The 24,052-nt window shown below is 68.0% G+C and carries 21 protein-coding genes and 1 pseudogene; 6 read left to right on the top strand and 16 right to left on the bottom strand.

The window, feature by feature from the left end; all coding sequences use genetic code 11:
- Positions 1–133 precede the first annotated feature (133 nt).
- The 13 genes from lpxB to ACGHX3_RS05720 form a co-directional block, all read right to left on the bottom strand.
- Positions 134–1,336 carry a lipid-A-disaccharide synthase gene (gene lpxB, locus ACGHX3_RS05660; protein ID WP_394696695.1) on the bottom strand — a complete coding sequence of 401 codons (1,203 nt, stop codon included), beginning with the start codon at positions 1,334–1,336 and terminating at the stop codon, positions 134–136.
- The gene (lpxA, locus tag ACGHX3_RS05665; protein WP_213605362.1) at positions 1,336–2,124 is read right to left on the bottom strand and encodes an acyl-ACP--UDP-N-acetylglucosamine O-acyltransferase; all 789 of its coding nucleotides are present in this window, start codon (positions 2,122–2,124) and stop codon (positions 1,336–1,338) included. Before lpxA ends, lpxB begins: the two co-directional genes overlap by 1 nt.
- A 1-nt stretch (position 2,125) precedes the next feature.
- The gene (gene fabZ, locus ACGHX3_RS05670; RefSeq protein WP_055935832.1) at positions 2,126–2,581 is read right to left on the bottom strand and encodes a 3-hydroxyacyl-ACP dehydratase FabZ; all 456 of its coding nucleotides are present in this window, start codon (positions 2,579–2,581) and stop codon (positions 2,126–2,128) included.
- Positions 2,581–3,600 carry a UDP-3-O-(3-hydroxymyristoyl)glucosamine N-acyltransferase gene (gene lpxD, locus ACGHX3_RS05675; RefSeq protein WP_394696696.1) on the bottom strand — a complete coding sequence of 340 codons (1,020 nt, stop codon included), beginning with the start codon at positions 3,598–3,600 and terminating at the stop codon, positions 2,581–2,583. Before lpxD ends, fabZ begins: the two co-directional genes overlap by 1 nt.
- A gap of 116 nt (positions 3,601–3,716) precedes the next feature.
- Entirely contained in the window at positions 3,717–6,194 is a 2,478-nt protein-coding gene (gene bamA / locus ACGHX3_RS05680; protein WP_394696697.1) for an outer membrane protein assembly factor BamA, read from the bottom strand.
- A 122-nt stretch (positions 6,195–6,316) separates the two neighbouring features.
- Positions 6,317–7,693 (bottom strand): RIP metalloprotease RseP, encoded by a 1,377-nt coding sequence (gene rseP, locus ACGHX3_RS05685; RefSeq protein WP_394696698.1) that lies wholly within the window; start codon positions 7,691–7,693, stop codon positions 6,317–6,319.
- 13 nt (positions 7,694–7,706) lie between these two features.
- Complete coding sequence (locus tag ACGHX3_RS05690) at positions 7,707–8,894, bottom strand: 1-deoxy-D-xylulose-5-phosphate reductoisomerase (protein WP_394696699.1); 1,188 nt, start codon at positions 8,892–8,894, stop codon at positions 7,707–7,709.
- 2 nt (positions 8,895–8,896) lie between these two features.
- Positions 8,897–9,757: a phosphatidate cytidylyltransferase gene (locus ACGHX3_RS05695; protein ID WP_394696700.1), complete on the bottom strand. Its 861-nt coding sequence runs from the start codon at positions 9,755–9,757 to the stop codon at positions 8,897–8,899.
- Positions 9,754–10,512, bottom strand: coding sequence for a polyprenyl diphosphate synthase (gene uppS, locus ACGHX3_RS05700; RefSeq protein ID WP_162337607.1), 759 nt, complete (start codon positions 10,510–10,512; stop codon positions 9,754–9,756). Before uppS ends, ACGHX3_RS05695 begins: the two co-directional genes overlap by 4 nt.
- 8 nt (positions 10,513–10,520) lie before the next feature.
- Positions 10,521–11,078, bottom strand: coding sequence for a ribosome recycling factor (gene frr, locus ACGHX3_RS05705; protein ID WP_394696701.1), 558 nt, complete (start codon positions 11,076–11,078; stop codon positions 10,521–10,523).
- 77 nt (positions 11,079–11,155) lie between these two features.
- Positions 11,156–12,085, bottom strand: coding sequence for a cation diffusion facilitator family transporter (locus ACGHX3_RS05710; protein ID WP_394696702.1), 930 nt, complete (start codon positions 12,083–12,085; stop codon positions 11,156–11,158).
- Positions 12,086–12,157: 72 nt separating this feature from the next.
- Positions 12,158–12,883: a UMP kinase gene (gene pyrH / locus ACGHX3_RS05715; RefSeq protein ID WP_162337610.1), complete on the bottom strand. Its 726-nt coding sequence runs from the start codon at positions 12,881–12,883 to the stop codon at positions 12,158–12,160.
- 53 nt (positions 12,884–12,936) lie between these two features.
- The gene (locus tag ACGHX3_RS05720; RefSeq protein WP_394696703.1) at positions 12,937–13,293 is read right to left on the bottom strand and encodes a cupin domain-containing protein; all 357 of its coding nucleotides are present in this window, start codon (positions 13,291–13,293) and stop codon (positions 12,937–12,939) included.
- Positions 13,294–13,358: 65 nt separating this feature from the next.
- Between ACGHX3_RS05720 and ACGHX3_RS05725 the strand changes: the two genes are divergently transcribed.
- The gene (locus ACGHX3_RS05725) at positions 13,359–14,054 is read left to right on the top strand and encodes an AIM24 family protein (protein WP_394696704.1); all 696 of its coding nucleotides are present in this window, start codon (positions 13,359–13,361) and stop codon (positions 14,052–14,054) included.
- 18 nt (positions 14,055–14,072) lie between these two features.
- On the opposite strand, the gene ACGHX3_RS05730 is transcribed toward ACGHX3_RS05725, so the two are convergent.
- The 3 genes from ACGHX3_RS05730 to rpsB form a co-directional block, all read right to left on the bottom strand.
- Complete coding sequence (locus ACGHX3_RS05730) at positions 14,073–15,563, bottom strand: GGDEF domain-containing protein (RefSeq protein ID WP_213605352.1); 1,491 nt, start codon at positions 15,561–15,563, stop codon at positions 14,073–14,075.
- Positions 15,564–15,780: 217 nt separating this feature from the next.
- Complete coding sequence (gene tsf, locus ACGHX3_RS05735; protein ID WP_142123817.1) at positions 15,781–16,659, bottom strand: translation elongation factor Ts; 879 nt, start codon at positions 16,657–16,659, stop codon at positions 15,781–15,783.
- Positions 16,660–16,878: 219 nt separating this feature from the next.
- The gene (gene rpsB, locus ACGHX3_RS05740) at positions 16,879–17,682 is read right to left on the bottom strand and encodes a 30S ribosomal protein S2 (RefSeq protein WP_162337617.1); all 804 of its coding nucleotides are present in this window, start codon (positions 17,680–17,682) and stop codon (positions 16,879–16,881) included.
- Between the two features lie 322 nt (positions 17,683–18,004).
- On the opposite strand from rpsB, the gene map reads away from it, so the two are divergent.
- The 5 genes and pseudogenes from map to dapE all read left to right on the top strand — a co-directional run bounded on the left by map (position 18,005) and on the right by dapE (position 23,983).
- Positions 18,005–18,781 (top strand): type I methionyl aminopeptidase, encoded by a 777-nt coding sequence (gene map / locus ACGHX3_RS05745; RefSeq protein WP_162337618.1) that lies wholly within the window; start codon positions 18,005–18,007, stop codon positions 18,779–18,781.
- Between the two features lie 44 nt (positions 18,782–18,825).
- Entirely contained in the window at positions 18,826–21,420 is a 2,595-nt protein-coding gene (gene glnD, locus ACGHX3_RS05750; protein WP_394697246.1) for a [protein-PII] uridylyltransferase, read from the top strand.
- A gap of 46 nt (positions 21,421–21,466) precedes the next feature.
- Positions 21,467–22,294, top strand: a pseudogene (gene dapD, locus ACGHX3_RS05755) (2,3,4,5-tetrahydropyridine-2,6-dicarboxylate N-succinyltransferase); the annotation flags it as partial.
- Between the two features lie 184 nt (positions 22,295–22,478).
- The gene (locus ACGHX3_RS05760; protein WP_394696705.1) at positions 22,479–22,841 is read left to right on the top strand and encodes an arsenate reductase; all 363 of its coding nucleotides are present in this window, start codon (positions 22,479–22,481) and stop codon (positions 22,839–22,841) included.
- Positions 22,838–23,983 (top strand): succinyl-diaminopimelate desuccinylase, encoded by a 1,146-nt coding sequence (dapE, locus tag ACGHX3_RS05765; protein ID WP_394696706.1) that lies wholly within the window; start codon positions 22,838–22,840, stop codon positions 23,981–23,983. Before ACGHX3_RS05760 ends, dapE begins: the two co-directional genes overlap by 4 nt.
- Positions 23,984–24,052 lie beyond the last annotated feature (69 nt).

Here is a 24,052-nt window from a genome sequence, read left to right on the forward strand (position 1 = left end):
TGTAGGAGCGACGTGAGTCGCGACCGCGAGGATGACATCCTCGGAGACTCTTCTTCCGACAAGAAGGCGTGGAATATGGAATTGCCCGGCGGGCGATGACGACGTTATGGCGCTCATGGCGTGCGGTCGCGACTTACGTCGCTCCTACAGGGGGAGCGATCAACGCCGCCACGGCATTGGCAGCACTCGCGGAAGCATCCTGCCGCAACAGCTCGTGCAGGCGTAGGTAGATCGGCTGCAGCGCGGCGACGGCGTCCGGTGCACGGAACCAGCGCAGGACGGCCGCGGACAGCTGCTCGGGCGTACAGTCGTCCTGCATCAGTTCCGGCGCGATGTCCTCGCCCGCCAGCACGTTGGGCAGCGCGTAGCGCTCCACCTTCAGCAGGCCGAGCCCCGTGACGATGCGGTAGGTCAGCGGCGCGATGCGGTAACCGACCACCATCGGCCGTTTGCACAGCATCGCTTCCAGGGTCGCGGTGCCCGAGGCGAGCAGGACGACATCGCTGGCGATCATCGCATCGCGCGCCTGTCCATCGAGCAGATGCCAGGCGGCATCGGCACCGTGCGCGGCGAACTGCGCGTCCAGCGCCTGCCGGCAGGCGGCATTGGCGGCAGGCACGACGATCTGCAAGCCCGGTATCTGAGCAGCGACCAGGCGCGCGGCGTCGAAGAAGGCCGGCGCCAGCCGCCCGATCTCGCCGAGCCGGCTGCCGGGCAGCACGGCCAGCACCGGTGCGTCGGGAGACAGTCCGAGTGCGGTACGCGCGGCGGCACGGTCCGGCTGCAGCGGGATGTCGTCCGCCATCGGATGTCCGACGAAGCGCGCATCCACGCCATGCTTCGCGTAGATCGGCGGTTCCATCGGGAACAGGCAGAGCACCCGGTCGGCGCTGTGCCCGATCTTCTCGGCGCGTTTCTCGCGCCAGGCCCAGACGGAAGGGCTGACGTAATGCACGGTGCGCACGCCGCGCTCCTTCAGCCAGCGCTCGATGCCGAGATTGAAGTCCGGCGCATCGATGCCGATGTAGACATCGGTTTTCCAGTCGAGGACACGCTGGCGGAACGCCTTGCGCAGGCGCAGCAGGCGCGGCAGGTGGCGCAGCACTTCGGCCAGGCCCATTACTGCCAGTTCGTTCGCGTCGAACCAGGTATCGCAGCCGGCAGCGCGCATGGCGTCGCCACCGATGCCGGCGAACTCGGCGTTGGGGAAGCGCGTCTTCAGCGCAGCGATCAGCCCTGCGCCGAGACCATCGCCGGAGGCTTCCCCCGCGCACAGCGCGATGCGCAGCGGGATTGCGGCGGGAGTCGTGTCGCCGGGCTCCCGCACCGGGTCCATCAGCGTTGCAGCGGCCGTTCGCCGCTTTCGATGAACTGCAGCAGCGCCTTCACGTCATCGCTGGCGCTGGCCTGTTCGGCCAGTTGCTGCTTGGCTTCCGCCAGCGGCAGGCCGGCCACGTACAGCGTGCGGTACGCACGCTTGATCGCGGCGATGCGGTCTGCGTCGAAGCCGCGTCGCTTGAGGCCTTCGCTGTTGATGCCGCGAGGCCGGCCGGCGGCATCGCCGGCAACCATGGTGAACGGCGGCACGTCGCCGCTGAGCAGCACACCCATGCCGATGAAGGCATGCGCGCCGACGCGGCAGAACTGGTGCACGCCGGCGAAGCCGCTCATGATCACCCAGTCCTCGATGGTCACGTGGCCGGCGAGGGTGGAGTTGTTGGAGAACACGCAGTGGTTGCCGATGATGCAGTCGTGCGCCACGTGCGTGTAAGCGAGCAGCATGTTGTCGTTGCCGACGCGGGTGATGCCGCTGCCGGTGACGGTGCCGCGGTTGATCGTGACGAACTCGCGCACCTGGTTGCGGTCGCCGATGACGAGTTCCACGCGCTCGCCCTTGAACTTCTTGTCCTGCGGATCGCCGCCGATCGCGGCGTGGCCGACGAAGTGGTTGTCGCGGCCGATGCGGGTGGGACCGGTGACGGTGCAGTGCGGACCGACCACCGTGCCGTCGTCGATCTCGACCTCCGGGCCGATGTAGGCGAACGGACCGACACGCACGCCTTCACCAAGCTTCGCGCCGGGATCGACGACGGCACTGGGATGGATGGCGGTGGGGGCGCTCATCTCAGCGGGTGTCCTCGGCGCACAGCACGTCGGCGCAGGCGACCTGTTCGCCATTGACCGAGGCGACGCCGGTGTAGAAGGCCATGTTGCGGATCAGCCGCTTCAGGGTGACGTCGAGGTCCAGGCGGTCGCCGGGCACCACCATGCGGGTGAAACGCGCGTTCTCGACCTTCACCATGTAGAACATGCGGCCCGCGGTATCGCCCTGGTGCGACAGCTGCGTCAGCAGGCCGCCGGCCTGCGCCAGCGCCTCGATGATCAGCACGCCGGGCATGATCGGGCGGTCCGGGAAATGGCCGGTGAAGAACGGCTCGTTCTGGGTGATGTTCTTGTAGGCCAGCACGCGCTTGTCCTTCTCGAACTCCACCACGCGGTCCACCAGCAGGAACGGATAGCGGTGCGGCAGCAGCTTGCGGATGGTGGCCGCGTCGACGGGCAGTTGCAGGTCCAGGGTCATCAGGGTTCCTTGTCGGCCGCCAGCACGCGTCGTGCCAAGGCGTCCAGTTGCTTGAAGCGGGCGGCGTTCTTGCGCCAGGTACGGTTGTCGGTGAGCGGTGTGCCGCTGGAGTACTCGCCGGGCTCGGTGATCGAACTGGTCACCAGCGACATGGCGGTGACCACCACGCGGTCGCAGATCTCCAGATGTCCCAACACGCCGGCCGCGCCGCCGATCAGGCAGTAGCGGCCGATGCGGGCGCTGCCGGCTGCGGCGCTGCAGCCGGCCATCGCGGTGTGTGCGCCGATGCGGACGTTGTGGCCGATCTGGATCTGGTTGTCGAGGCGGACGTCTTCCTCCAGCACCGTGTCGTCCAGCGCGCCACGGTCGATGGTGGTGTTGGCACCGATCTCGCAGTCGTCGCCGACCACCACACCGCCGAGCTGCGGCACCTTGATCCAGTGCCCGCTGTCCATCGCCAGGCCGAAACCGTCGGCACCGATCACGGCACCCGGATGGATCAGCACGCGCTGGCCCAGGCGCACGCGCGTGACCAGGGTGACGCGGGCGACCAGCTCGCAGCCCTCGCCAATGACGCAATCGTCGCCGATCATGCTGCCCGGGCCGATCACGCTGCCCGCGCCGACGATGCTGCGTGCGCCCACCACGACGAAGGGCCCCACGTGCGCGCCGGGCGCGATGCGCGCGCTCGGATCAACGACGGCGCTCGGATGGACGCCAGGTTCGCGGACCGGCTTCTGTTCGAACAGGGCCGCCATCTTGGCGAACGCGGTATACGGATCCTTCGCGACCAGCACGGTACCGGTCGCCTCGCCGGCGTCATCGGCGCGCAGCACGACCAGGCTGGCGCGGCTGTCGGCCAGCTGCGCGCGGTAGCGGCTGTTGGCCAGGAAGGCGAGTTGTCCCGCCTCGGCCCGGGCGAGCGTGGCCACGCCGTCGATGCGCAGGCCGGCATCGCCGCGCAGCTCCAGGCCGAAACGGTCGGCCAGCTCGCCGGAGGTGAAGGAAGGAGGGGTCATAGGCCGCGTAGTTTAGCCCCTGCCGCCCCAGAACCGCTTCCACGGGGGCGTATGGTGGACAGCAGAAGGGGGGCTTGCGCCCCCCTTCGTCGTCTGCGGATCGCGTGGCGCCGCCGTCAGAACGCGCCGCCGAAGGTGAACTGCAGGCGCTCCAGTTCGTCGCCGTCTTCCTTCTTGATCGGGAAGGCGTAGCTGATCGAGATCGGGCCGACCGGCGCGCGCCACAGCAGGGCCACGCCGGTGGAGGCGCGCAGCTGGCCGGCGTCGAAATTGTCCACGCCGTCGAACACGTTGCCGAAGTCGAAGAACGCCGACACGCGCGCGGCGTTGGAATCGAACAGCTTCGGGAAGATCAGCTCCACCGAGCCGGTGGTTTTCAGCGAACCGCCCAGCGGCTGGCCGCGATAGCCGGAAATGACCTCCGAACGCGGACCCAGCGTGTTGTCGCGGAAACCGCGCACCGAGCGCGTGCCGCCGGCGTAGAAATTCTCGAAGAACGGCAGGCCGGTGGCGACCAGGGTCCTGTCCAGCGTGCCGCCGTCGGCGCAGGTGCCGTCGGCCGAGGGCGTGGTGGGCGCCTGGCCGGGGATCTGCGGGTCCGAGCCGCCCGCACGGCAGATGTAACGGTAGATGTCGGAGCCGTAGCTGTCGCCGTAGCCGACTTCGGCGCGGGTGTTCAGCACGAACGAGGGGCTGAGCGACCAGTACTTGGAGAACTCGTAGTTGAGCTTGTAGTACTGCACGGTGGAACCGGGCAACGCGACCTCCGCCGACACGCGCTGGTAGGTGCCGCCGGTAGGCATGAAGTAGTCGTTGCGGGTATCGCGTGCCCAGCCGAGTTCGGTGCGCCACGCATGGAACGTGCGCTGGCCCACGGCGTCGATGTAATCGATGATCGACCGCGGCGTGGAGCCGCCGAAGGTCAGGATCTCGTTGCTGTCCACGCCGAACAGCAGCGAGACGGTGTCGTTCTCGGTGATCGGCAGGCCCAGGATGCCCTGCGCCGCGGCGCTGGTGGTCGAATACTGCGCGGTGTTGAAGTCCGAGTAGTCGAACTCGCGCCACCACAGGTTGTAGCCCAGCGACATGCCTTCGTCGGTGAAGAAGGGATTGGTGTAGGAGAACGAGTAGCGCTGCAGGTAGTCGCTGCGCTGCGCTTCGACCGACACGCGGTTGCCGCCGCCGAGGAAGTTGTTCTGCGACAGCTGGATCGAGGTGGTCAGGCCGGACAGCTGCGAATAGCCCAGGCCGAACACGAAGCTGCCCGACGTCGTCTCCTTCACGTTGAAGACCACGTCGACCTGGTCGTTCGTCCCGGGAACCGGGTTGGTCTCCACGTCGACCGTCTCGAAATAGCCCAGGCGGCGCAGGCGTACGCGCGACCGGTCCACCGCGACCTGTGAGAACCAGCTGCCTTCGAACTGGCGCATTTCACGGCGCAGCACCTCGTCGGAGGTGCGCGTGTTGCCCTTGAACACGATGCGGCGCACGTTGACGCGCGGCCCCGGCACCACCTGCAGGTTGATCGCGACGGTGCGGTTCTCGCGGTCGACGGTCGGGATAGGATTGACCTGCGCGAACGCGTGGCCGATGTTGCCCAGCGTGGCGGTGATGGAGTCCGCGGTCATTTCCAGCAGGATGCGCGAGAACGTCTGCTCCGGCTTCACGATCACCAGCCGTTCGATCTCTTCCTTCGGCAGCACCGTGTCGCCGGTGACCTTCACGTCGGAGATCTTGTACTGCTCGCCTTCGGTGATGCCGGCGGTGATGAACATGTCGCGCTTGTCGGGACTGATCGACACCTGCGTGGAATCGATGTTGAAGTCGACGTAGCCGCGGTCGAGGTACCAGGAATTCAGGCGTTCCATGTCGCCGGACAGCTTTTCCTTCGAGTACTGGTCGTCGCGGCGGTACCACGACAGCCAGCTGGACTCCTTCGACTCCCAGTTCTCCAGCAGGTCCTCGGTGGCGAATTTCTCGGCACCGACGACATTCACGTGTTTGATCTTGGCCGCCTTGCCTTCCTTGACCGCGATGGTGACGTCCACGCGGTTGCGGTCCAGCGGGCTGACCGTCGGGGTGATCTCGACGTTGTACTTGCCGCGGTTGTTGTACTGGCGGACCAGTTCCTGCGTCACGCGGTCCAGGCTGAGGCGATCGAAGGTTTCGCCCTCGGCCAGGCCGATGTCCTTCAGGCCGGAGGTCAGGTCCTCGGTCTTGATGTCCTTGTTGCCGGTCAGCGTCAGCTTGTTGATGGCCGGACGCTCGGTGACGGTGACCACGAGGATGTCGCCCTGCCGGTCGAGCCTGACGTCCTCGAAGAAGCCGGTCTTGTAGAGCGCGCGGATGGACTCGCCCACGTTGGAGGGCGTGACGACGTCGCCGCGCTCGATCGGCAGGTAGGTCAGTGCGGTACCGGTCGAGATGCGCTGCAGGCCGTCGATGCGGATGTCGGTCGCGGTGAACGATGCGGTGCTGAGCGGTTCGGCCGCCACGGGCGCGGCAGCGGGTTCCGTCGTCTGGGCCAGTGCCGGCATGGCGATGGCCGAAGCCAGGGCGAGGGCAAGCAGGCGGCGGGAAGGCAGTCGCGTCATCATTACATCCGGTTGGGGTGGTTCCTGCTGGGCAGGAGTGGACTGCGGGGCGGCGGTCCGGGGTGCAGCAAGGGGAGGGGCGGCCACCTTGGAGCGGGCCGGCCCGTGGAAGTTCAGGGGCATCAGGTCACCAGACGCGTCATCAGACGCAGGATGTCGTTGTAGAACGCCAGTCCCATCAGGCCCGCCAGTGCCGCCAGGCCCACGTATTGTCCGGCCACCATGTGGCGCTCGCTCAAGGGGCTGCCCTTGACCAATTCAATAAGGTAATACAGCAGGTGCCCGCCGTCCAAGACAGGGATGGGCAGCAGGTTGATGATGGCCAGGCTCAGGGACATGGCCGCCAGGAACCAGAGGAACCAGTCCGGCCCGCGCTGGGCCGAGACATTGGCGACCTGGGCGATGGTGATGGGCCCCGAGACGTTCTTCAGCGAGGCGTCGCCGGTCAGCATGCGACGGATCATGCCCAGCGAGTCCGAGGTCAGCTTGCCGGTCTCGCGCAGTGCCGCCGGAACCGCCGCCAGCGGGCCGAAGTGCAGGCGGGCGTCGTAGGCGGGCATCTGCCGCTCTTCCGGCGGCGCCAGGCCGAGCGCCCAGTAGTGCCCTTTGGCGGCATCAGGATGCTTCGTCCAGCGCGGCGCCAGTTCGAATGCCAGTCGCTCGCCGGCCCGGTCCACCTCGATCATGGCCGCGCCGCCGCGCTTGCCCAGGGCGTCGACCTGACGGGCGATGTCATCGAAACCGTGCACCGGCTGGCCGTCCACGGCCGTCACGATGTCGTCGGGTTTGAGGACGCCGTCGGCGACGGAACCGGGGGCAACCTTGCCGATGACGGCCGGCGTGACCCAGTGCTGCCAGGTCAGGCCCATCAGGCCGATGGCGTTTTCCTGGTCGAAGCCGGCTGGCAGCCGGGACAGCGACAGGGTGCGCGTCAGTATGTTGCCGGCGGCGGTTTCGACCTCCACCGGCAGGTTGTCGCCGTCGATGGCGGCTTTGGTCAGGACGATGGATGCGTCGGTCCACGTATCGATCGTGCGGTCGCCGACGCGGACGATGCGGTCGCCGCGCTGGAAGCCGGCGTCCGCCGCGATGCCCGATACGCTGCCCAGCGTGGCGGAGTAGTCCTGCTTGCCGATGACGAACATCGCCCACAGCAGGATCACGCACAACAGGATGTTCGCCACCGGGCCGGCAGCCACCACGGCGATGCGCTGCCAGACCGACTTGCGGTTGAAGGCCTGGTCGAGCTGTGCCGCGGGGACGTCGCCCTCGGCTTCGTCCAGCATCTTCACGTAGCCACCCAGCGGAATCGCGGCGACCGCGAACTCGGTGCCATGGCGGTCGCGACGCGACCACAGTGGCTTGCCGAAACCCACCGAAAAGCGCAGCACCTTGACGCCGCAGCGGCGCGCCACCCAGTAGTGGCCGAATTCATGGAAGGTGACCAGCACGCCCAGCGCCACGATCATCCACCAGATTGAGCCCAGCACTTCACTCATCGGATGTCGGCGCTCATGGGGAGAGGTGGCCTGCGAGGTTGCGTTCGGTCAGTTGGCGGGCCTGCGCATCCGCCGCCAGCAGGACCTCCAGCGAATCCGCGGGCGCCGCAGGCAGCGCAGCGAGGGCATCCTCGACCAACGCAGGGATGGATAGGAAACCGATCCGGCCCTGAAGAAAGGCTGAAACTGCGACTTCGTTCGCAGCATTGAGCACCGCCGGCGCGGTGCCGCCCGCCGCCATGGCGTCCCAGGCCAACCGCAGGCAGGGGAAGGCCTCGGTATCCGGGGCTTCGAATTCCAGCCGCGGATGCTTCAGCAGGTCGAGCCCGCCCACGCCGGAGTCGATCCGCGCGGGCCAGCCCAGGCCGACCGCGAGCGAGGTGCGCATGTCGGGCAGGCCTAGCTGCGCCAGCGTCGAACCGTCGACGAATTCCACCAGCGAATGCACCAGGCTCTGCGGGTGCACCAGCACGTCCAGCCGCTCGCGGCCCACGCCGAACAGGTGGTGGGCTTCGATCAGTTCAAGGCCCTTGTTCATCAGCGTGGCCGAGTCGACCGAGATCTTCGGCCCCATCGACCACTTGGGGTGCGCCACGGCCTGTTCGCGCGTGACCTGTGCCAGGTCGGCCCGGCTGCGGCCTCGGAACGGGCCACCCGACGCGGTCAGTACGATGCGCTTGACTTCGGCCTGAGCCTGCCGTGAACGCAGGCACTGGAAGATGGCGTTGTGCTCGCTGTCGATGGGGATGATCTCGGCGCCCGCGGCATCGGCCGCGTCGGTCACCAGCTCGCCGGCCAGCACCAGCGACTCCTTGTTGGCCAGCAGCAGGCGCTTGCCGGCGCGCGCGGCGGCCAGCGTCGAGGACAGCCCGGCCGCACCGACGATGGCGGCCACCACAACGTCGCAGTCGGGGGCCGCGACCAGCGTATCGAGCGCTTCCATGCCGGCGTGCGGCTGCGTGGCGAGGCCGGCGTCGGACAGTCCGTCGCGCAGGCGCGCGTACAGGGTGTCGTCGGCGATCACGGCGTGGTCGGGCCGATGCGCGATGCACAGCGTGAGCAGCGCCTCCACGTTGCAGCCAGCCGCCAGCACGCTGGCGCGGTAGCGATCCGGATGGCGCGCGATGACATCCAGCGCCGACGCGCCGATCGAGCCCGTCGCGCCCAGGACCGCCACGTTGCGGGGGGCAAGCGTGCTCATGCTCAGAATCCGAAGACTTCCTTGCCCAGCACGAAGATGGGCAGGGCGGCCAGCACGCCGTCGATGCGGTCCAGCACGCCGCCGTGGCCCGGGATCAGGTCGCCCGAGTCCTTGGCGCCGACGTGCCGCTTGAGCAGGCTTTCGAACAGGTCGCCGACCACCGAGAACAGCACGGTGAAGATCGCCACGACCAGCACCCCGGCCAGTTGGCCGACGCCCGCACCCGCGATCAGTGCGCCCACCGCCGCCACCAGCATGCCGGCGGCCAGGCCGCCCAGCAGGCCTTCCAGCGTCTTGTTCGGGCTGATCCGCGGCGCCAGCTTGCGACCAGCGAACCATCGGCCACCAAAGTGGCGACCGGCGAAATACGCACCGCTGTCGGCCGCCCACACGATGGCCAGGGCGACGAACAGCCAGATGTGTCCGTTCGGTTGCGACGAGTGGATCAGTCCCAGCGCGCACCAGGCCGGGACCACGGCGAGCGTGCCTGCAGCCAGCTTGAACACACGGGCCCAGGTCTCGTGGTCGGAGGCGAAGGTGAAGAAGCGCAGCCACAGCAGCGCCAGCAGCCACCAGACCACGCCCACCAGCGCCATCAGGCGCAGCGGCACCAGGTCGGTCGCATCACCCGAGCCGCGCGAGGCCCACACCAGCGCCACCATCACCAGCAGGTTGGCGGTCAGCAGCACGGTGCGCTGCAGGGTGTCGTCGATCTCGGCGAGCTTGAACCATTCCCACAGGCCGACCAGGAACACCAGCGCGGCCAGCATGGCCAGCCAGGAGGTGGGCAGCAGCAGGATCGCGCCGATGGCGAAGGGCGCCATCACCAGCGCGGCGATGACACGGGTACGGGTCGCGCTCATGCGGTCGAATCCTCGATGGCGCCGGTGGCGACCTGGGCACTGGTCAGTCCGAAGCGGCGCTCGCGCTGCGCGAAGTCGTCCAGCGCGCGCTGCAGCAGGGCCGCGTCCAGGTCGGGCCACAGCACGTCGGTGAACCAGAGTTCGGTGTAGGCCAGCTGCCACAGCAGGAAGTTGCTGATGCGGTGGTCGCCGCCGGTGCGGATGAAAAGGTCGGGCGGCGGCAGGTCGGCCAGGGCGACATGCGCGCCGAGCGCGGCCTCGTCGATGTCCTCAGGCCGCAGGCGGCCGGCCGCGACGTCGGCCGCCAACGCGCGTGCGGCGTGCGCGATGTCCTGGCGCCCGCCATAGCTGGCCGCAATGACGAGATGCAGGCGCCCGTTGTCGCGGGTCAGGGCTTCGGCGGCGTCCATCCGACCACGGATGTCGGATGAGAAGCGGGCACGGTCGCCGATGAAGCGCACGCGCACCTGGCGACGGTGCAGTTCGTCGACCTCGCGGTCCAGCGCGTTGAGGAACAGCTTCATCAGCGCGCCGACTTCCTCTTCGGGCCGGCCCCAGTTTTCGCTGGAGAACGCGAACAGGGTCAGCGCGCCGATGCCGCGCTCCAGGCAGAAATCGATGCAGACGTTGACCGCGCGCGCGCCGGCGCGGTGGCCGATCACGCGCGGACGGCGGCGGCGTTCCGCCCAGCGCCCGTTGCCGTCCATGATGACGGCCAGGTGGCGGGGCACGGACGCGGGGACGGCAGGGGACATGGCAGTCCTCAGACCGCCATCAGTTCCTGTTCCTTGGCCTTGACGACGTCGTCGACGTCCTTGATGGACTTGTCGGTGAGCTTCTGGATCTCGTCTTCGGTCTTGCGCTCTTCGTCTTCCGTGATCTGCTTGTCCTTCAGCAGCTCCTTGATCTGCTGGTTGGCGTCGCGGCGGATGTTGCGGATTGCTACCTTGGTGTCCTCGCCTTCGCCATGGACCACCTTGGACAACTCCTTGCGGCGCTCCTCGGTGAGGGCGGGCAGGTTCAGGCGGATGGTGGTGCCGGCGGTATTCGGGGTCAGGCCCAGGTCGGAGGCCAGGATGGCCTTCTCGACGGCGCCGACCATCTGCTTTTCCCATGGAGTGATCGTCAGCGAGCGGGAGTCGGAAATCGTGACCGTCGCGACCTGGCTCAGCGGCATGTCGGACCCGTAGTAGTTGACCTTCAGGTGCTCGACCAGGGCGGTCGACGCACGGCCGGTGCGGACCTTCACCAGCGTGTGACGGAGCGCCTCGATGCTCTTGGTCATGCGCGCCTGCGCGTCTTTCTTGATGTCGTTGAGCATCGCCCTTTCCGTTGCAAAGCCTGTAAACGACGGATTATAGGGCGATTCGGAGCCGTTGCCGACCGCTGGCGGGCCGTTCAGTGCGAATGATGCGGTGCCGCATCATGCAGGTCGTGGCCGCAGCCGGCGCCGCGTTCGATCTGCAGGGTGGCGTGGTTGATGCCGAAGCGGTCGTCCAGCGCGTGCACGGTGGCATCGATGAAGGCGTCGTGGTCATCGTCGCGCGCTCGCACCAGATGTGCGGTCAACGCGATCTCGTTGGCGCCGAGCGACCAGATATGCAGGTGGTGCACGGCCGATACACCGGGCTGTTCCTGCAGGAAGGCGCGGACCTCTTCGGCGTCCACATGGCCGGGAACCGCGTCCATCGCGGCGTCGAAACTGGCCCGCAACAGGCCCCAGGACCCGATGGCGACCACCACGGCGATCAGCAGCGCGGTGGCCGGATCCAGCCAGGCCCAGCCCAGCGTCGCCATGCCGACGCCAGCCAGCACGGCGGCCAGCGAAACGGCGGCATCGGCCATCAGGTGAAGGAAGGCGCCGCGCTTGTTGAGGTCGTGCGTATGGCCGTCCTTCACCAGCCAGGCGGCCCCCAGGTTGACCAGGATGCCCAGCGAGGCGACCACGATGACAGGCGTTGCTGGAATTTCAGGCGGCGCGCTGAAGCGTCGGAACGCCTCCCAGCCCAGCGCGCCGGAGAACACCACCAGCAGGACGGCATTGGCCAGCGGGGACAGCAGGGTCGCGCGGCGCCACCCGTAGGTATGCCGTCCGCGCGGCCGGCGGCCGGCGAGGGCAGCCGCCCCCCAGGCCAGCGCCAGTCCCAGCACGTCACCCAGGTTGTGCAGCGCGTCCGAGAGCAGCGCCAGCGAATTGGTGTGGAAGCCATAACCCGCCTCGACGGCGGTGTAGGCGAGGTTGATCAGCGTGACCCACGCGAACGTGCGCGTGGCCGATGCCTGTGGATGGGCGTGCGCCCCGTGTCCGTGGTGGTGTCCGTGTCCCATGGCGGGCTAGGGTGCCGGCCGGGTTGGCCGGACACTATTACAGCAAGGCGCCTCGTGAGGCGCCCGGAAGAGTCAGTTGCGGCCCTTCACCAGCGTACCGACATGCTCGCCGCGCAGGATGCGCATCAGGTTGCCGGGCACCGACAGGTCGTAGATGCGCAGCGGCACGTCGCTGTCGCGGCACAGGGCGAAGGCGGCGGTGTCCATCACCTGCAGGTCGCGGGCGATCACGTCGTCGTAGGTCAGCTGGTCGTAACGCACAGCGTCGGCGTGCTTGCTGGGGTCCTTGTCGTAGACGCCGTCCACCTTGGTCGCCTTCAGCAGCAGGTCCGCGCCGATCTCGATCGCGCGCAGCGCGGCACCGGAATCGGTGGTGAAGAACGGGTTGCCGGTACCGGCCGCGAAGATCGCGATGCGGCCCTTTTCCAGGTGGCGGATCGCGCGGCGACGGATGTAGTCCTCGCACACGTCGTTGATCTTGATGGCGCTCATGACACGGCACTTGGCGCCGAGCTTCTCCAGCGCGTCCTGCATGGCCAGCGCGTTGATGACCGTGGCCAGCATGCCCATCTGGTCGCCGGTCACGCGGTCCATGCCGCCCGCGGCCAGGCCGGCGCCGCGGAAGATGTTGCCGCCGCCGATCACCAGGCCCACTTCGGCCCCGGCGTCGCGCGCTTCGATGATCTCGCGGGCGATGCGGGTGATGACGGCCGGGTCGATGCCGTAGTCCTCCGCCCCCATCAGCGCCTCGCCGGACAGTTTGAGCAGGATGCGGCGATACATGAGCGGTGCGGGCATGGGAGGTCTCGGCGTGGGGGCAAACGGCGCAATTCTAGCCGAGTGCGCCTGCCTCAGTCGCCGGGTTCGTAGATCGCGTAGAGCTTGCGGGCCGTCTCGAGCACTTCCCACAGGCCAGTGAAACCCGCCGGCACGACGAAACTCTGGCCCGCCTCCAGCAGGATCTCGCTGCCGTCGTCGCCGCGCAGGCGCACGCGACCGCTGAGCAGGTGGCAGAACTCGTGCTCGGTGTACTGCACGCGCCAGGCGCCCACGCCACCTTCCCAGACGCCGCAGTGGAACCGGTCGTCCTGCGTCGAATAGGCATTGCCGACGGCCTGTTGCGGCTGACCCGAGACGAGACGGTCGGCGGCGACCGGCGCACGGCTGGCCTCATCCGGGTTATGCGGTACGGGAACGATGCGGGGCATGGGCGTTGCCTGCGGACGGGGCGACTATGATGTCGCCTCCCTTTGCCAGCCATCAAGGAACGGCCATGAGCGTGCGCACCCTGCAGGAATTCATCGCCTCGTCCCGCGAGAAGGACGCCAGCCCTGAAGCGTTCGAACTGGAAAGTCCCCATCTGCTCGAAGTGCGCTTGAACGGCCTGGTCTGGGCCAAGGCCGGCGCCATGGTCGCGCGCAAGGGCGCGGTGAAGTTCACCCGCCAGGGCGTGCTGGAGCAGGGACTCGGCAACCTGCTGAAGAAGGCGGTCAGCGGCGAGGGCATGCAGCTGATGAAAATCGAGGGCCAGGGACGCGTCTACCTGGCCGACGCCGGCAAGCGGATCACCCTGCTGCGGCTGGCCGGCGAATCCATCTTCGTCAACGGCAACGACGTGCTGGCGGTCGAGTCGGGCATCGAAAGCCGCATCACGATGATGCGCAAGGTCGCCGGCATGCTGTCGGGCGGGCTGTTCAACGTGCGCCTGAGTGGCCACGGCATCGTGGCCATCACCTCGCACTACGAGCCGCTGACGCTGCCGGTGAACGCGCAGACCGGGCCGGTGTTCACCGATCCCAACGCGACGGTCGCCTGGTCGGGTGGCCTGACGCCGGAAATCATCACCGACATCTCGTTGGGCACGCTGCTGGGCCGCGGGTCCGGGGAAAGCATCCAGCTGCGGTTCGCGGGTGAGGGCTGGGTGGTCGTGCAGCCCTACGAGGAAGTCGCGCTGGCGCCCCGCCAGTAGCGGAGGCGCGTACCGGAATCAGGCGCTGGCGCCGACCGACACGCGGTTGCGTCCTTCGCGCTTGGCGCCGTACAGCGCCTCGTCGGCGGCACGCAGCAGGTCATCGACGTGGCGGAACTGCTCCAGCGCGCCCTGCGTGGCGAGGCCGGCGGAGAAGGTGATGTGCAGGGGCTGGCCGTTGACGTGGGCCATGGCGGCGCCGGCCACTTCGGACAGGATGCGCCGCACCACGTGCGCGGCGGCTTCCTCGTTGATGCCGGGCAGTACCACCAGAAACTCCTCGCCGCCGTAGCGGGCGACGATGTCGCTGCTGCGTACGTGCCGCATCAGCGACTTGGCGAAGTTGCGCAGCACCTCGTCGCCGACCAGGTGGCCCCAGCGGTCGTTGACCTGCTTGAAGTCGTCCAGGTCGATGAAGGCGATCGACAGCGGCCAGCCATGGCGCGTGGCGGCATCGAATTCCTTCTCGAGTACTTCCTCCAGCTGGCTGCGGTTGTAGGCGCCGGTCAGCGGATCACGACGGACCTCCTCGGCCAGGCGGCGCGCGCGGTCTTCGTGCTCGTCGGCTTCCTTTCGCGCGCGTGCGGCTTCCTGGATCTCGCGCAGGTTGCGCACCACCAGCAGTTCGCGCGCCTGGTCCAGCAATGCCTGGATGCGGGCGGGCGGCGCGGGCGGCACGTCGAACATCGTGCAGACCTCGGGCAGGGCCGCGAGCATGTCCTCGGTCAGGGCGAGGAAGGCCGCATAGTCCAGGCCGAGTCGCGTCGCGGCCTGCAGCGCGGCGTGCCGGTGCGCTTCCTCGGTGCGCGCTTCGTCGGTGCCGGCGATCCAGATGTCGGCCACGTGGCCCGACACCGCGACGCAGGCGTTGAAGGTGGTGTCGGAGACGGGCGTCTCGCTCTCCATGATCGCTTCGCGCAGCAGGGCCGGCAGGTTCCATTGCCGCGCCAGCCAGCCGCCGACGGCGGCATGGTCGCAGCCCAGCAGGTCGCGCTCGGCGGCCAGCAGGGCCGCGTTGTCGTCGGCGCGCTCGACGAGTTGCGCGTAGTCGTCGCCCAGCACTTCCAGCAACGCGAGCACGCCGATGTCCTGCAGCAGGCCTGCCAGCATCAGTTCCTCGGCCTTGCGCAGGCCGGCATGCTGGCCCAGCAGCCGGCAGGCGAGGGCGGCGATGACGCTGCGGCGCCAGACGCGCTCCTGCGCCACCGGATGGGTGCCTGTGCCGCAGCGTGTCAGCGAGAAGCCCAGGGCCAGCGTCAGCGTGGCATTGAGTCCGAGCACTGTCAGCGCCTGCGACAGGTTCTCCACGCGGCGACGGCTGGCGTAAAGCGGGGAGTTGGCGATGCGCAGCATGCGCGCACTCAGGGCGGCATCCAGGCCGATCGCATCGGCTGCCGTCGCCATCACCACCTCGGGGTCCTGCGCAAGCTCGATGATGCGCAGTGCCACGCCCGGCGGGCTCGGCAGGTTGCGGCAGTTCGAGAGCTGGGATTCGAGTTCGGGACGCATCCGGGTGCGCACTACGCTGAAGGAAAGTGGCGGGCAGCATGCCAGCAAAGCGTGACCGAATGTCAGCTTTGTAAACAATGTCGGCGCGGGAACGGCGAACTTTAGGTGCGGGCGACGAGCGGTCATGCGACGCGACGACGCAGGCCGCGCGTGCCGCAGGCAAAGAAAAAGCCGCGGTTTCCCGCGGCTTTTTCCGGTGAAGCGGAGGCGGCTCGGCTTACGCCAGGCCGGCCTGCTTCATCACTTCGGCGGCGTAGTCTTCCACCACCTTCTCGATGCCTTCGCCGACCACCAGGCGCTGGAAGCCGACCACGTCGGCGCCGGCGGCCTTGACCACCTGCTCGACCGACTTGTCGCTGTCCAGCACGTACGGCTGACCGTACAGGGTCACTTCGTTGACGATCTTGTTGATCTTGCCGGAGATGATCTTCTCCAGGATGTCGGCCGGCTTGGCCTTGTCCTTGTCCGACATCTTGGCCAGCTCGATTTCCTTCTCCTTCGCCACGAACTCGGCCGGCACGTCGGCGGCCTTGTTGTGCGGGGGGTTCATCGCGGCGATATGCATCGCCAGGCCGCGGGCCAGTTCGGCGTCGCCGCCCTTGACCTCGACCAGCACGCCGATCTTGCCGCCGTGCACGTAGGCGGCGACATTGTTGGCGCTGTCGATGGCGACCAGGCGACGGATCTGCATGTTCTCGCCCAGCTTGGCGATGGCGGCGGCACGGGCTTCCTCCACGGTCTCGCCCGAGGCCAGCTTGGCGCTCTTCAGCGCTTCCACGTCCGCGGCGCCGGAGGTCAGCGCGGCCTGCGCGATGGCATCGGTGAAGGCGATGAAGTTGGCGTCCTTGGCGACGAAGTCGGTCTCGGAGTTGATCTCGACCAGCACGGCCTTGCCGCCGTCCTGGGCCACGGCCACGCGGCCTTCAGCGGTGACGCGGTCGGCTTTCTTGTCGGCCTTGGCCAGACCCGACTTGCGCAGCCACTCGGCCGCGGCGTCGATGTCGGCGTTGTTCTCGGTGAGCGCCTTCTTGCACTCCATCATGCCGGCGCCGGTGCGCTCGCGCAGTTCCTTGACCAGGGAAGCGGTGATTTCCACGGGATTACCTCTGTTTGGATTGGCAAAGCCCCTCTCCCGTCGGGAGAGGAGTTGGGGTGAGGGTCCGGAGGAGTGCGACGTGTTGAACGCCAGCTTGCTTCCCGTACCCTCATCCGCCCTTCGGGCACCCCCGCCTTCGCGGGGGCAGGCTCTTCTCCCGAGGGGAGAAGGAACAACATGGGCCGCCGCGCAGCATGGCGCGGCGGCGTTGCAGCCGGATTACTCGGCAGCGGCTTCGTCGGACTTCTTGCCGGCGGCCTTCTTGGCCGGGGCGCGACGGGCACCCTTGTCGTCGCCGCCTTCGGCGAACTCTTCCTCGCGCACGGTGGCGGCGTTCGGCTGGGCGGCCTTGCCTTCCAGCACGGCGTCGGCGGCGGCACGGGCGTACAGCTGCACGGCGCGGATGGCGTCGTCGTTGCCGGGGATGGCGTAGTCGACCAGGGCTGGGTCGTAGTTCGAGTCGACCACCGCGATCACCGGGATGCCGAGCTTCTTGGCTTCCTTGATGGCGATGTCTTCATGGCCGATGTCGATGACGAACAGGGCGTCCGGCAGGCGGTTCATTTCCTTGATGCCGCCCAGCGAGGCCAGCAGCTTCTCGCGCTCGCGGCGCAGGCCCAGCACTTCGTGCTTGACCAGCTTCTCGAACGTGCCGTCGGTTTCGGCGGCTTCCAGTTCCTTCAGGCGGGCGACCGACTTCTTCACGGTGGCGAAGTTGGTCAGCGTGCCGCCCAGCCAGCGCTGGGTCATGAACGGCATGCCGCAACGCTCGGCTTCTTCCTTCACCGCTTCGCGCGCGCTGCGCTTGGTGCCCAGGAACAGGATGGTGCCGCGCTTCTGCGCGACGCCCGAGATGAAGTTCATCGCGTCGTTGAACAGCGGAACGGTCTTCTCGAGGTTGATGATGTGGATCTTGCCGCGGGCACCGAAGATGTACGGCGCCATCTTGGGGTTCCAGTAGCGGGTCTGGTGGCCGAAATGGACGCCGGCTTCCAGCATCTGGCGCATGGTGACTTGGGGCATTGCAGTGACTCCATCGAAGGGGAACCCACCGTCCGGTTCAATGGAGGACGGCGCCGGTGAAGGCGGGGTTCCGGGGTTGGGCCTCCCTGCGGCTTCCGTGTCCGAACCCTTCAGCGAAGGGCACCCCGGCACGGGTTGGGGCAGCAGGTGTGGATTCGTCGGTGTCGCCCGACGTGGGCGGTCTCGGTCCGGGCAGGCCGGGCACGAAGCCGCGGGAGTATAGCCGGACAGGGCCGGTGGCCGCAAACCGTGGGGTGGGCCGGCAAGGGTGACGCCGCCCCGGGGCGTTCAGCTGCCGCGCCAAATGGGGGATAATCGGCCAATGGCCATCCAGCTCAAGACCCCCGAAGACCTCGCCCAGATGCGCATCGCCGGCCGGCTCGCCGCCGAGGTGCTGCAGGTGGTCGCCCCGCACGTGAAGCCGGGCGTCACCACCGCCGAACTGGACCGCATCTGCCACGACCACATCGTCAACGTGCAACAGGCGATCCCGGCCAACGTGGGCTACAAGGGTTTCCCGGCCACCGTCTGCACCTCGGTCAACAACGTCATCTGCCACGGCATCCCCAATGAGGGGAAGGTCCTGAAGGACGGCGACATCCTCAACATCGACGTCACCGTCATCAAGGATGGCTGGCACGGCGACACCAGTCGCATGTACATGGTCGGCACGCCGTCGGTGATGGCGAAGCGGCTCGTGGACGTGACGCGGGAGGCCATGTTCCGCGGCATCCGCGCGGTGAAGCCGGGCGCCACCCTGGGCGACGTGGGCCACGCGATCCAGCAGTACGCCGAAGCCGAGCGCTTCAGCGTGGTGCGCGAGTACTGCGGGCACGGCATCGGCAAGGTCTACCACGACGAGCCGCAGGTGCTGCATTACGGTCGCCCCGGCGAAGGCGTGGTGCTGAAGCCCGGCATGACCTTCACCATCGAGCCGATGATCAACGAAGGTGCGCGTCACACCCGCGTGCTGCCCGATGGCTGGACCGTGGTAACCAAGGACCGCAAGCTGTCGGCGCAGTGGGAACACACCGTGGCGGTGACCGAGGACGGCGTCGAGATCCTGACCCGCGTGCCGGGCGACGACAACGACCTGTGAGCGTTCCGACAGCCGCGAACGGACAGGCGACGCGGCTTCCGGACATCGGCCCGGACGCCGCCGATGATGCGGCCTGGTCGACGGCGGCGAGGGTGTCGCTGGGTCATACCGACGCGCGCCTGGACAAGCGCTTCGACCAGGACGACGGTATGGACCGCATCCTCGCGCTGCGTGCGAGGGCGGTCGACCATCTGCTGAAGGACGCATGGCTGCGCTGCATCCCCGCGGATGCGCCGATGGCGCTGTTCGCGGTCGGCGGCTACGGGCGTGGCGAACTGTTTCCGCATTCCGACGTCGACGTGCTGGTACTGGCGCCGGCCGACGTGCAGCAGACCCACCACGATGCCGTGGCGCGCCTGTTCGCCTTGCTGTGGGACGCCGGCCTGCCGATCAGCCACAGTGTGCGCTCGGCGGCGCAGTGCACGGCCGCGGCGGCGGCCGACCAGAGCGTGCTCACGGCGCTGATCGAGGAGCGGCTGATCGTCGGCGAACCGGTCGACGAAGCCCTGCTGATCGATGCCATCGGTCCGGCGCGCGTCTGGCCCGCACGCGACTTTTTCGTCGCCAAGCGCGAGGAGTTGCGCATCCGCCACGCGCGGTTCGGCGATACCTCCGACAACCTGGAGCCCAACATCAAGGAGGGCCCCGGCGGTCTGCGCGACCTGCACACGCTGGGCTGGATGGCGCTGCGCACCTTCGGCGTGCGCGATCTGGAAGCGCTGGTGGGACTGGGCCACCTGGGTCCGGACGAAGCCGTCGCACTGGCGCGCGAACGCCGCGCGCTGGGACGCCTGCGTTACGGCCTGCATCGCGTCGCGGGGAGGCCCGAGGAACGGCTGCGGTTCGATTACCAGAAGACGCTCGCGCAGCGGCTGGGGTTCGCCGACGACGCCGAAAGCCTCGGTGTCGAGAAGATGATGCAGGGCTTCTACCGCAGCGCCGCCATCGTGCGGCGGATCAGCGATCGGCTGCTGCAGCGGTTCGAGGAACAGTTCGACGGGGAGGCATTGCCGGAGCCGCTGGACGAACAGTTCGCGCTGCGTCGCGGTTACCTGGCTGCGCGCCAGGGCGGCTGGCCGGCGAACGATGTGGGGCAGGTCTTCGCGTTGTTCGCCGCGTGGGCCGCCCATCCGCAGATTCGCGGCCTGCATTCGCGCACCGCGCGCGCGCTGGCGGAATCTCTGCCGAAGCTCGCCGCCTATCCCGATGCCACGCGCGCCCAGCGCGACGCCTTCATGGCGCTGCTGCGCGGCCCGCGTGCGGTGGAGACGCTTACCCGCATGGCCCGCCTCGGCGTGCTGGGGCAGTGGATACCTGCCTTCGCCCGCGTGTCCGGGCGCATGCAGTTCGACCTGTTCCATGTCTACACCGTCGACCAGCACACGCTGATGGTGCTGCGGAACATCGCTGCCTTCGCCGCCGGTCGTGCCGACGAGCGCTTCTCCATCGCGCACGAAGTCTGGCCGCGCCTGCGCAAGCCGGAACTGCTGCTGCTGGCGGGCCTGTTCCACGATATCGCCAAGGGCCGCGGCGGCGACCATTCGGAACTGGGCGCGGTGGATGCGCGCGAGTTCTGCGCGGCGCATGCGCTCAGCGAGGGCGACACCGCGCTGGTCGCCTGGTTGGTGGAGCAGCACCTGCGCATGTCGGTGACGGCGCAGAAGCAGGACATCGCCGACCCCGACGTCATCCACCGGTTCGCCACGCTGGTGGGGGATCGTGAGCGCCTCGACTACCTGTACCTGCTGACCTGCGCGGATATCGCCGGCACCAGCCCCAAGTTGTGGAACGCGTGGAAGGACCGGCTGCTCGCGGACCTGTATTTCGCCGCGCGCCGCGTGCTGCGCGAGGGTCTGGAAAATCCGGTGGCCGTGGACGAGCGGCTGGACGAAGCGCGCGGCAGCGTGCGCGCCATGCTGGAAGTGCAGGGCTTGTCGGCGGAACAGGCGGATGCGCTGTTCACCACCATGCCGGAAGAGAGCTTCCTGCGTTTCCGGCCCGAACAGCTCGCCTGGCAGGCGCATGCCATCCGAGGCGCGAATGCGGGCGAGACGCGCGTACGCGCGCGCCGCATCGCCGACGATGCCGATGCGATCGAGGTGTTCGTCCATTCGCCCGACCGCGATGGCCTGTTCGCCGCCATCCTCGCCACCCTGGACCGCATGGGCTTCGCGATCCACCAGGCGCGCGTGCTGGTGGGGCCGCAGGGCGCTGTCTTCGATACGTTCGAGTTGCTGCCGGCCGACACCTACGCCACGCGAGACCCGGACGAGATCGAAGGCACCCTGGGTGCCGCGCTGTCGCGGCCGCTCGACAGCGTGCGCACGTCGCGCCGCGCGATGCCGCGGCAGCTGAAGCATTTCAGGTTCGCGCCGCGCATCGAATTCGGCACCACGCCCGACGGTCGCCGCACCGTCCTTGGCCTGGTCGCGCCCGACCGCCCCGGCCTGCTGTCGGACGTGGCCCAGGTGCTGCGCCGGCAGGGCCTGCGCGTGCACGACGCCCGCATCGCGACCTTCGGCGAGCGCGCGGAAGACGTCTTCCAGATCACCGACGAGCACGACCAGCCCCTCATCGATACGTCCTTGCAGGACGCGTTGCGCGATGCGCTTCGCGCCGGCCTAGAGACGTCCCCCTGACACGCATCCGGCAGACCCTTTGATGACCCGCAAAGCCAGCAAGACCGAAGAACTGAAGTCCACCATCGAAAGCGCCTTCGAGCGCCGCGCCGAGCTGACGCCGGCCGAGATCGAGGGTTCCACCCGTACCGCCGTCGAACTGGCCATCGAAGGTCTTGAAGCCGGCAAGCTGCGCGTGGCCGAGCCGGACGGCAAGGGCGGCTGGAAGGTCAACGAGTGGCTGAAGAAAGCGGTGCTGCTGTACTTCCGCGTCAACGAGATGGAACTGGTCGAAGCCTATCCTGCGCCATTCTGGGACAAGGTCGAGGCACGCTTCGGTGCGTTCGACGAGAACGACTTCCGCAAGCTCGGCGTGCGCGTCGTCCCGGGCGCGATCGCGCGCCGCGGCACGTACTTCGGCAAGGATGTCGTACTGATGCCGAGCTTCGTCAACATCGGCGCCTACGTGGGCGAGGGCACGATGGTCGACACCTGGGCGACCGTGGGTTCGTGCGCGCAGATCGGCAAGCACTGCCACCTGTCCGGCGGCGCCGGGATCGGTGGCGTGCTGGAACCGCTGCAGGCCAGCCCGACGATCATCGAGGACCACTGCTTCATCGGCGCGCGTTCGGAAGTCGTCGAAGGCGTGGTCATCGGTCATCACAGCGTGATCGGCATGGGGGTGTTCATCGGCCAGTCCACCCGCATCTACAACCGTGCGACGAAGGAAATCACCTACGGCTATGTGCCGCCGGGCAGCGTGGTCGTGTCGGGTTCGCTGCCGGCCGCCGACGGCTCGCATTCGCTGTATTGCGCGGTGATCGTCAAGCAGGTCGACGAGAAGACGCGCAGCAAGACCAGCGTCAATGAGCTGCTGCGCGGTCTGGCGGATTGAGCGGCGGGTCGATTCCGTACGTCTTGTAGGAGCGCGCCATGCGCGCGATGCTCCTGCGGCATGTCCGGCTCACGTCGGAAAAGCATCGCGCGCATGGCCCCCCCCCCCCCCCCCCCCCCCCCCCCCCCCCCCCCCCCCCCCCCCCCCCCCCCCCCCCCCCGCTCCTACAAATCTCTGGAGCATCATGACGACCACGCTGTATGGCTTGAAGAACTGCGATACCTGCAAGAAGGCGACCAAGTGGCTGGACCGCTTCGGTGTCGCGTATGAATTCATCGACTACCGCGACCACCGGCAGTCGCCCGAGACGCTGAAGGACTGGGCGGAGAAGGCGGGTGGCTGGGACGCGCTGATCAACAAGTCGTCGACGACGTGGCGGCAGTTGCCCGAGAACCGGAAGACGCCCGGTTCCGATGCGGAGTGGAAGCTGCTGCTGAAGGAGTATCCGCAGCTGATCCGCCGTCCTGTCGTCATCGGTGGCGTGGCGGGCTTTTCACAGGGCTTCAGCGACAATGGCTTCAAGAAGCAGTTCGGAGCCGAATCGTGAGCGATGTCGTCGAGCTTTCCAGCGAGCTGATCCGCCGTCATTCGGTGACGCCGGACGATGCGGGCTGCCAGCAGGTGCTGGCGACGCGGCTGGCGCAATGGGGATTCCAGTGCGAACACCTGCGCTTCGGCGACACCGACAATCTCTGGGCGACACACGGGTCAGGTTCGCCGGTGCTGGTACTGCTCGGCCACACCGACGTGGTGCCGCCGGGTCCGCTCTCCGCGTGGACCAGTGATCCGTTCGTGCCCACCGTGCGCGATGGCGTGCTGTACGGACGCGGCACCGCCGACATGAAGTGCAGCGTGGCGGCATGCACGATCGCGTTGGAGCGTTTCGTCGACGCGCATCCGGACCATCCGGGCACGGTCGCATTGCTGGTGACCTCCGACGAAGAAGGCCCGGCGCACGATGGCGTGAAGAAGGTCGCCGAGCTGTTCCGCGAGCGCGGACAGACGATCGACTGGTGCATCACCGGCGAGCCGTCCTCGAAGGAAGCGCTGGGCGACCTGTTGCGCGTGGGTCGTCGCGGCACGCTGACCGGCACGTTGCAGGTGCACGGCGTGCAAGGGCACGTGGCCTATCCGCACAAGGCGCTCAATCCCATCCACAAGGCATTGCCCGCGCTGGACGAACTGGCCGCGCGCCAGTGGGACGACGGTTACGAAACCTTCCCGCCGACCAGCTTGCAGATCTCCAACATCAACGCCGGCACCGGTGCCAGCAACGTCATCCCGGGTGAACTGCAGGTGGTGTTCAACCTGCGCTTCAATCCGAGCTGGACGGCGGAACGGCTGGAGCGGGAGATCGAAGGCATCTTCCGCAAGCATGGGCTGGAGTACAGCATCCAGTGGCTGCGTGGCGGCGAGCCGTTCTACACGCCGGAAGGCCACCTGCGCGCCACAGCGCGCGCGGTGCTGGGCGAATTCGCCGGCGTGCCGCCGGAGGAGAGCACGGCCGGCGGTACGTCCGATGCGCGCTTCATCGCACCGTTGGGTGCGGAGTGCATCGAAGTGGGGCCGGTCAACGCCAGCATCCACAAGGTGGACGAGAACATCCGCATGGCCGATCTGGAAGCATTGCCGGGTCTTTATCAGAAGCTGATCGAGCGGTTGATGCTGCCGGTTCGCACGGCGCTGTAGGAGCGCCCCATGGGCGCGACGCTTTTGCGATTCTTTCCTGAAGAGCATCGCGCCCAAGGGCGCTCCTGG

Origin of the sequence: Pseudoxanthomonas japonensis (assembly GCF_043632995.1) — a bacterium.
In the GTDB taxonomy this organism is placed as follows: Bacteria; Pseudomonadota; Gammaproteobacteria; order Xanthomonadales; family Xanthomonadaceae; genus Pseudoxanthomonas_A; species Pseudoxanthomonas_A japonensis.

Coding starts and splice junctions, on each gene's coding strand:
- lpxB (WP_394696695.1), bottom strand. CDS start 1,336: ATGGACCCGGTGCGGGAGCCCGGCGACACGACTCCCGCCGCAATCCCG.
- lpxA (WP_213605362.1), bottom strand. CDS start 2,124: ATGAGCGCCCCCACCGCCATCCATCCCAGTGCCGTCGTCGATCCCGGC.
- fabZ (WP_055935832.1), bottom strand. CDS start 2,581: ATGACCCTGGACCTGCAACTGCCCGTCGACGCGGCCACCATCCGCAAG.
- lpxD (WP_394696696.1), bottom strand. CDS start 3,600: ATGACCCCTCCTTCCTTCACCTCCGGCGAGCTGGCCGACCGTTTCGGC.
- bamA (WP_394696697.1), bottom strand. CDS start 6,194: ATGACGCGACTGCCTTCCCGCCGCCTGCTTGCCCTCGCCCTGGCTTCG.
- rseP (WP_394696698.1), bottom strand. CDS start 7,693: ATGAGTGAAGTGCTGGGCTCAATCTGGTGGATGATCGTGGCGCTGGGC.
- ACGHX3_RS05690 (WP_394696699.1), bottom strand. CDS start 8,894: ATGAGCACGCTTGCCCCCCGCAACGTGGCGGTCCTGGGCGCGACGGGC.
- ACGHX3_RS05695 (WP_394696700.1), bottom strand. CDS start 9,757: ATGAGCGCGACCCGTACCCGTGTCATCGCCGCGCTGGTGATGGCGCCC.
- uppS (WP_162337607.1), bottom strand. CDS start 10,512: ATGTCCCCTGCCGTCCCCGCGTCCGTGCCCCGCCACCTGGCCGTCATC.
- frr (WP_394696701.1), bottom strand. CDS start 11,078: ATGCTCAACGACATCAAGAAAGACGCGCAGGCGCGCATGACCAAGAGC.
- ACGHX3_RS05710 (WP_394696702.1), bottom strand. CDS start 12,085: ATGGGACACGGACACCACCACGGACACGGGGCGCACGCCCATCCACAG.
- pyrH (WP_162337610.1), bottom strand. CDS start 12,883: ATGCCCGCACCGCTCATGTATCGCCGCATCCTGCTCAAACTGTCCGGC.
- ACGHX3_RS05720 (WP_394696703.1), bottom strand. CDS start 13,293: ATGCCCCGCATCGTTCCCGTACCGCATAACCCGGATGAGGCCAGCCGT.
- ACGHX3_RS05725 (WP_394696704.1), top strand. CDS start 13,359: ATGAGCGTGCGCACCCTGCAGGAATTCATCGCCTCGTCCCGCGAGAAG.
- ACGHX3_RS05730 (WP_213605352.1), bottom strand. CDS start 15,563: ATGCGTCCCGAACTCGAATCCCAGCTCTCGAACTGCCGCAACCTGCCG.
- rpsB (WP_162337617.1), bottom strand. CDS start 17,682: ATGCCCCAAGTCACCATGCGCCAGATGCTGGAAGCCGGCGTCCATTTC.
- map (WP_162337618.1), top strand. CDS start 18,005: ATGGCCATCCAGCTCAAGACCCCCGAAGACCTCGCCCAGATGCGCATC.
- ACGHX3_RS05760 (WP_394696705.1), top strand. CDS start 22,479: ATGACGACCACGCTGTATGGCTTGAAGAACTGCGATACCTGCAAGAAG.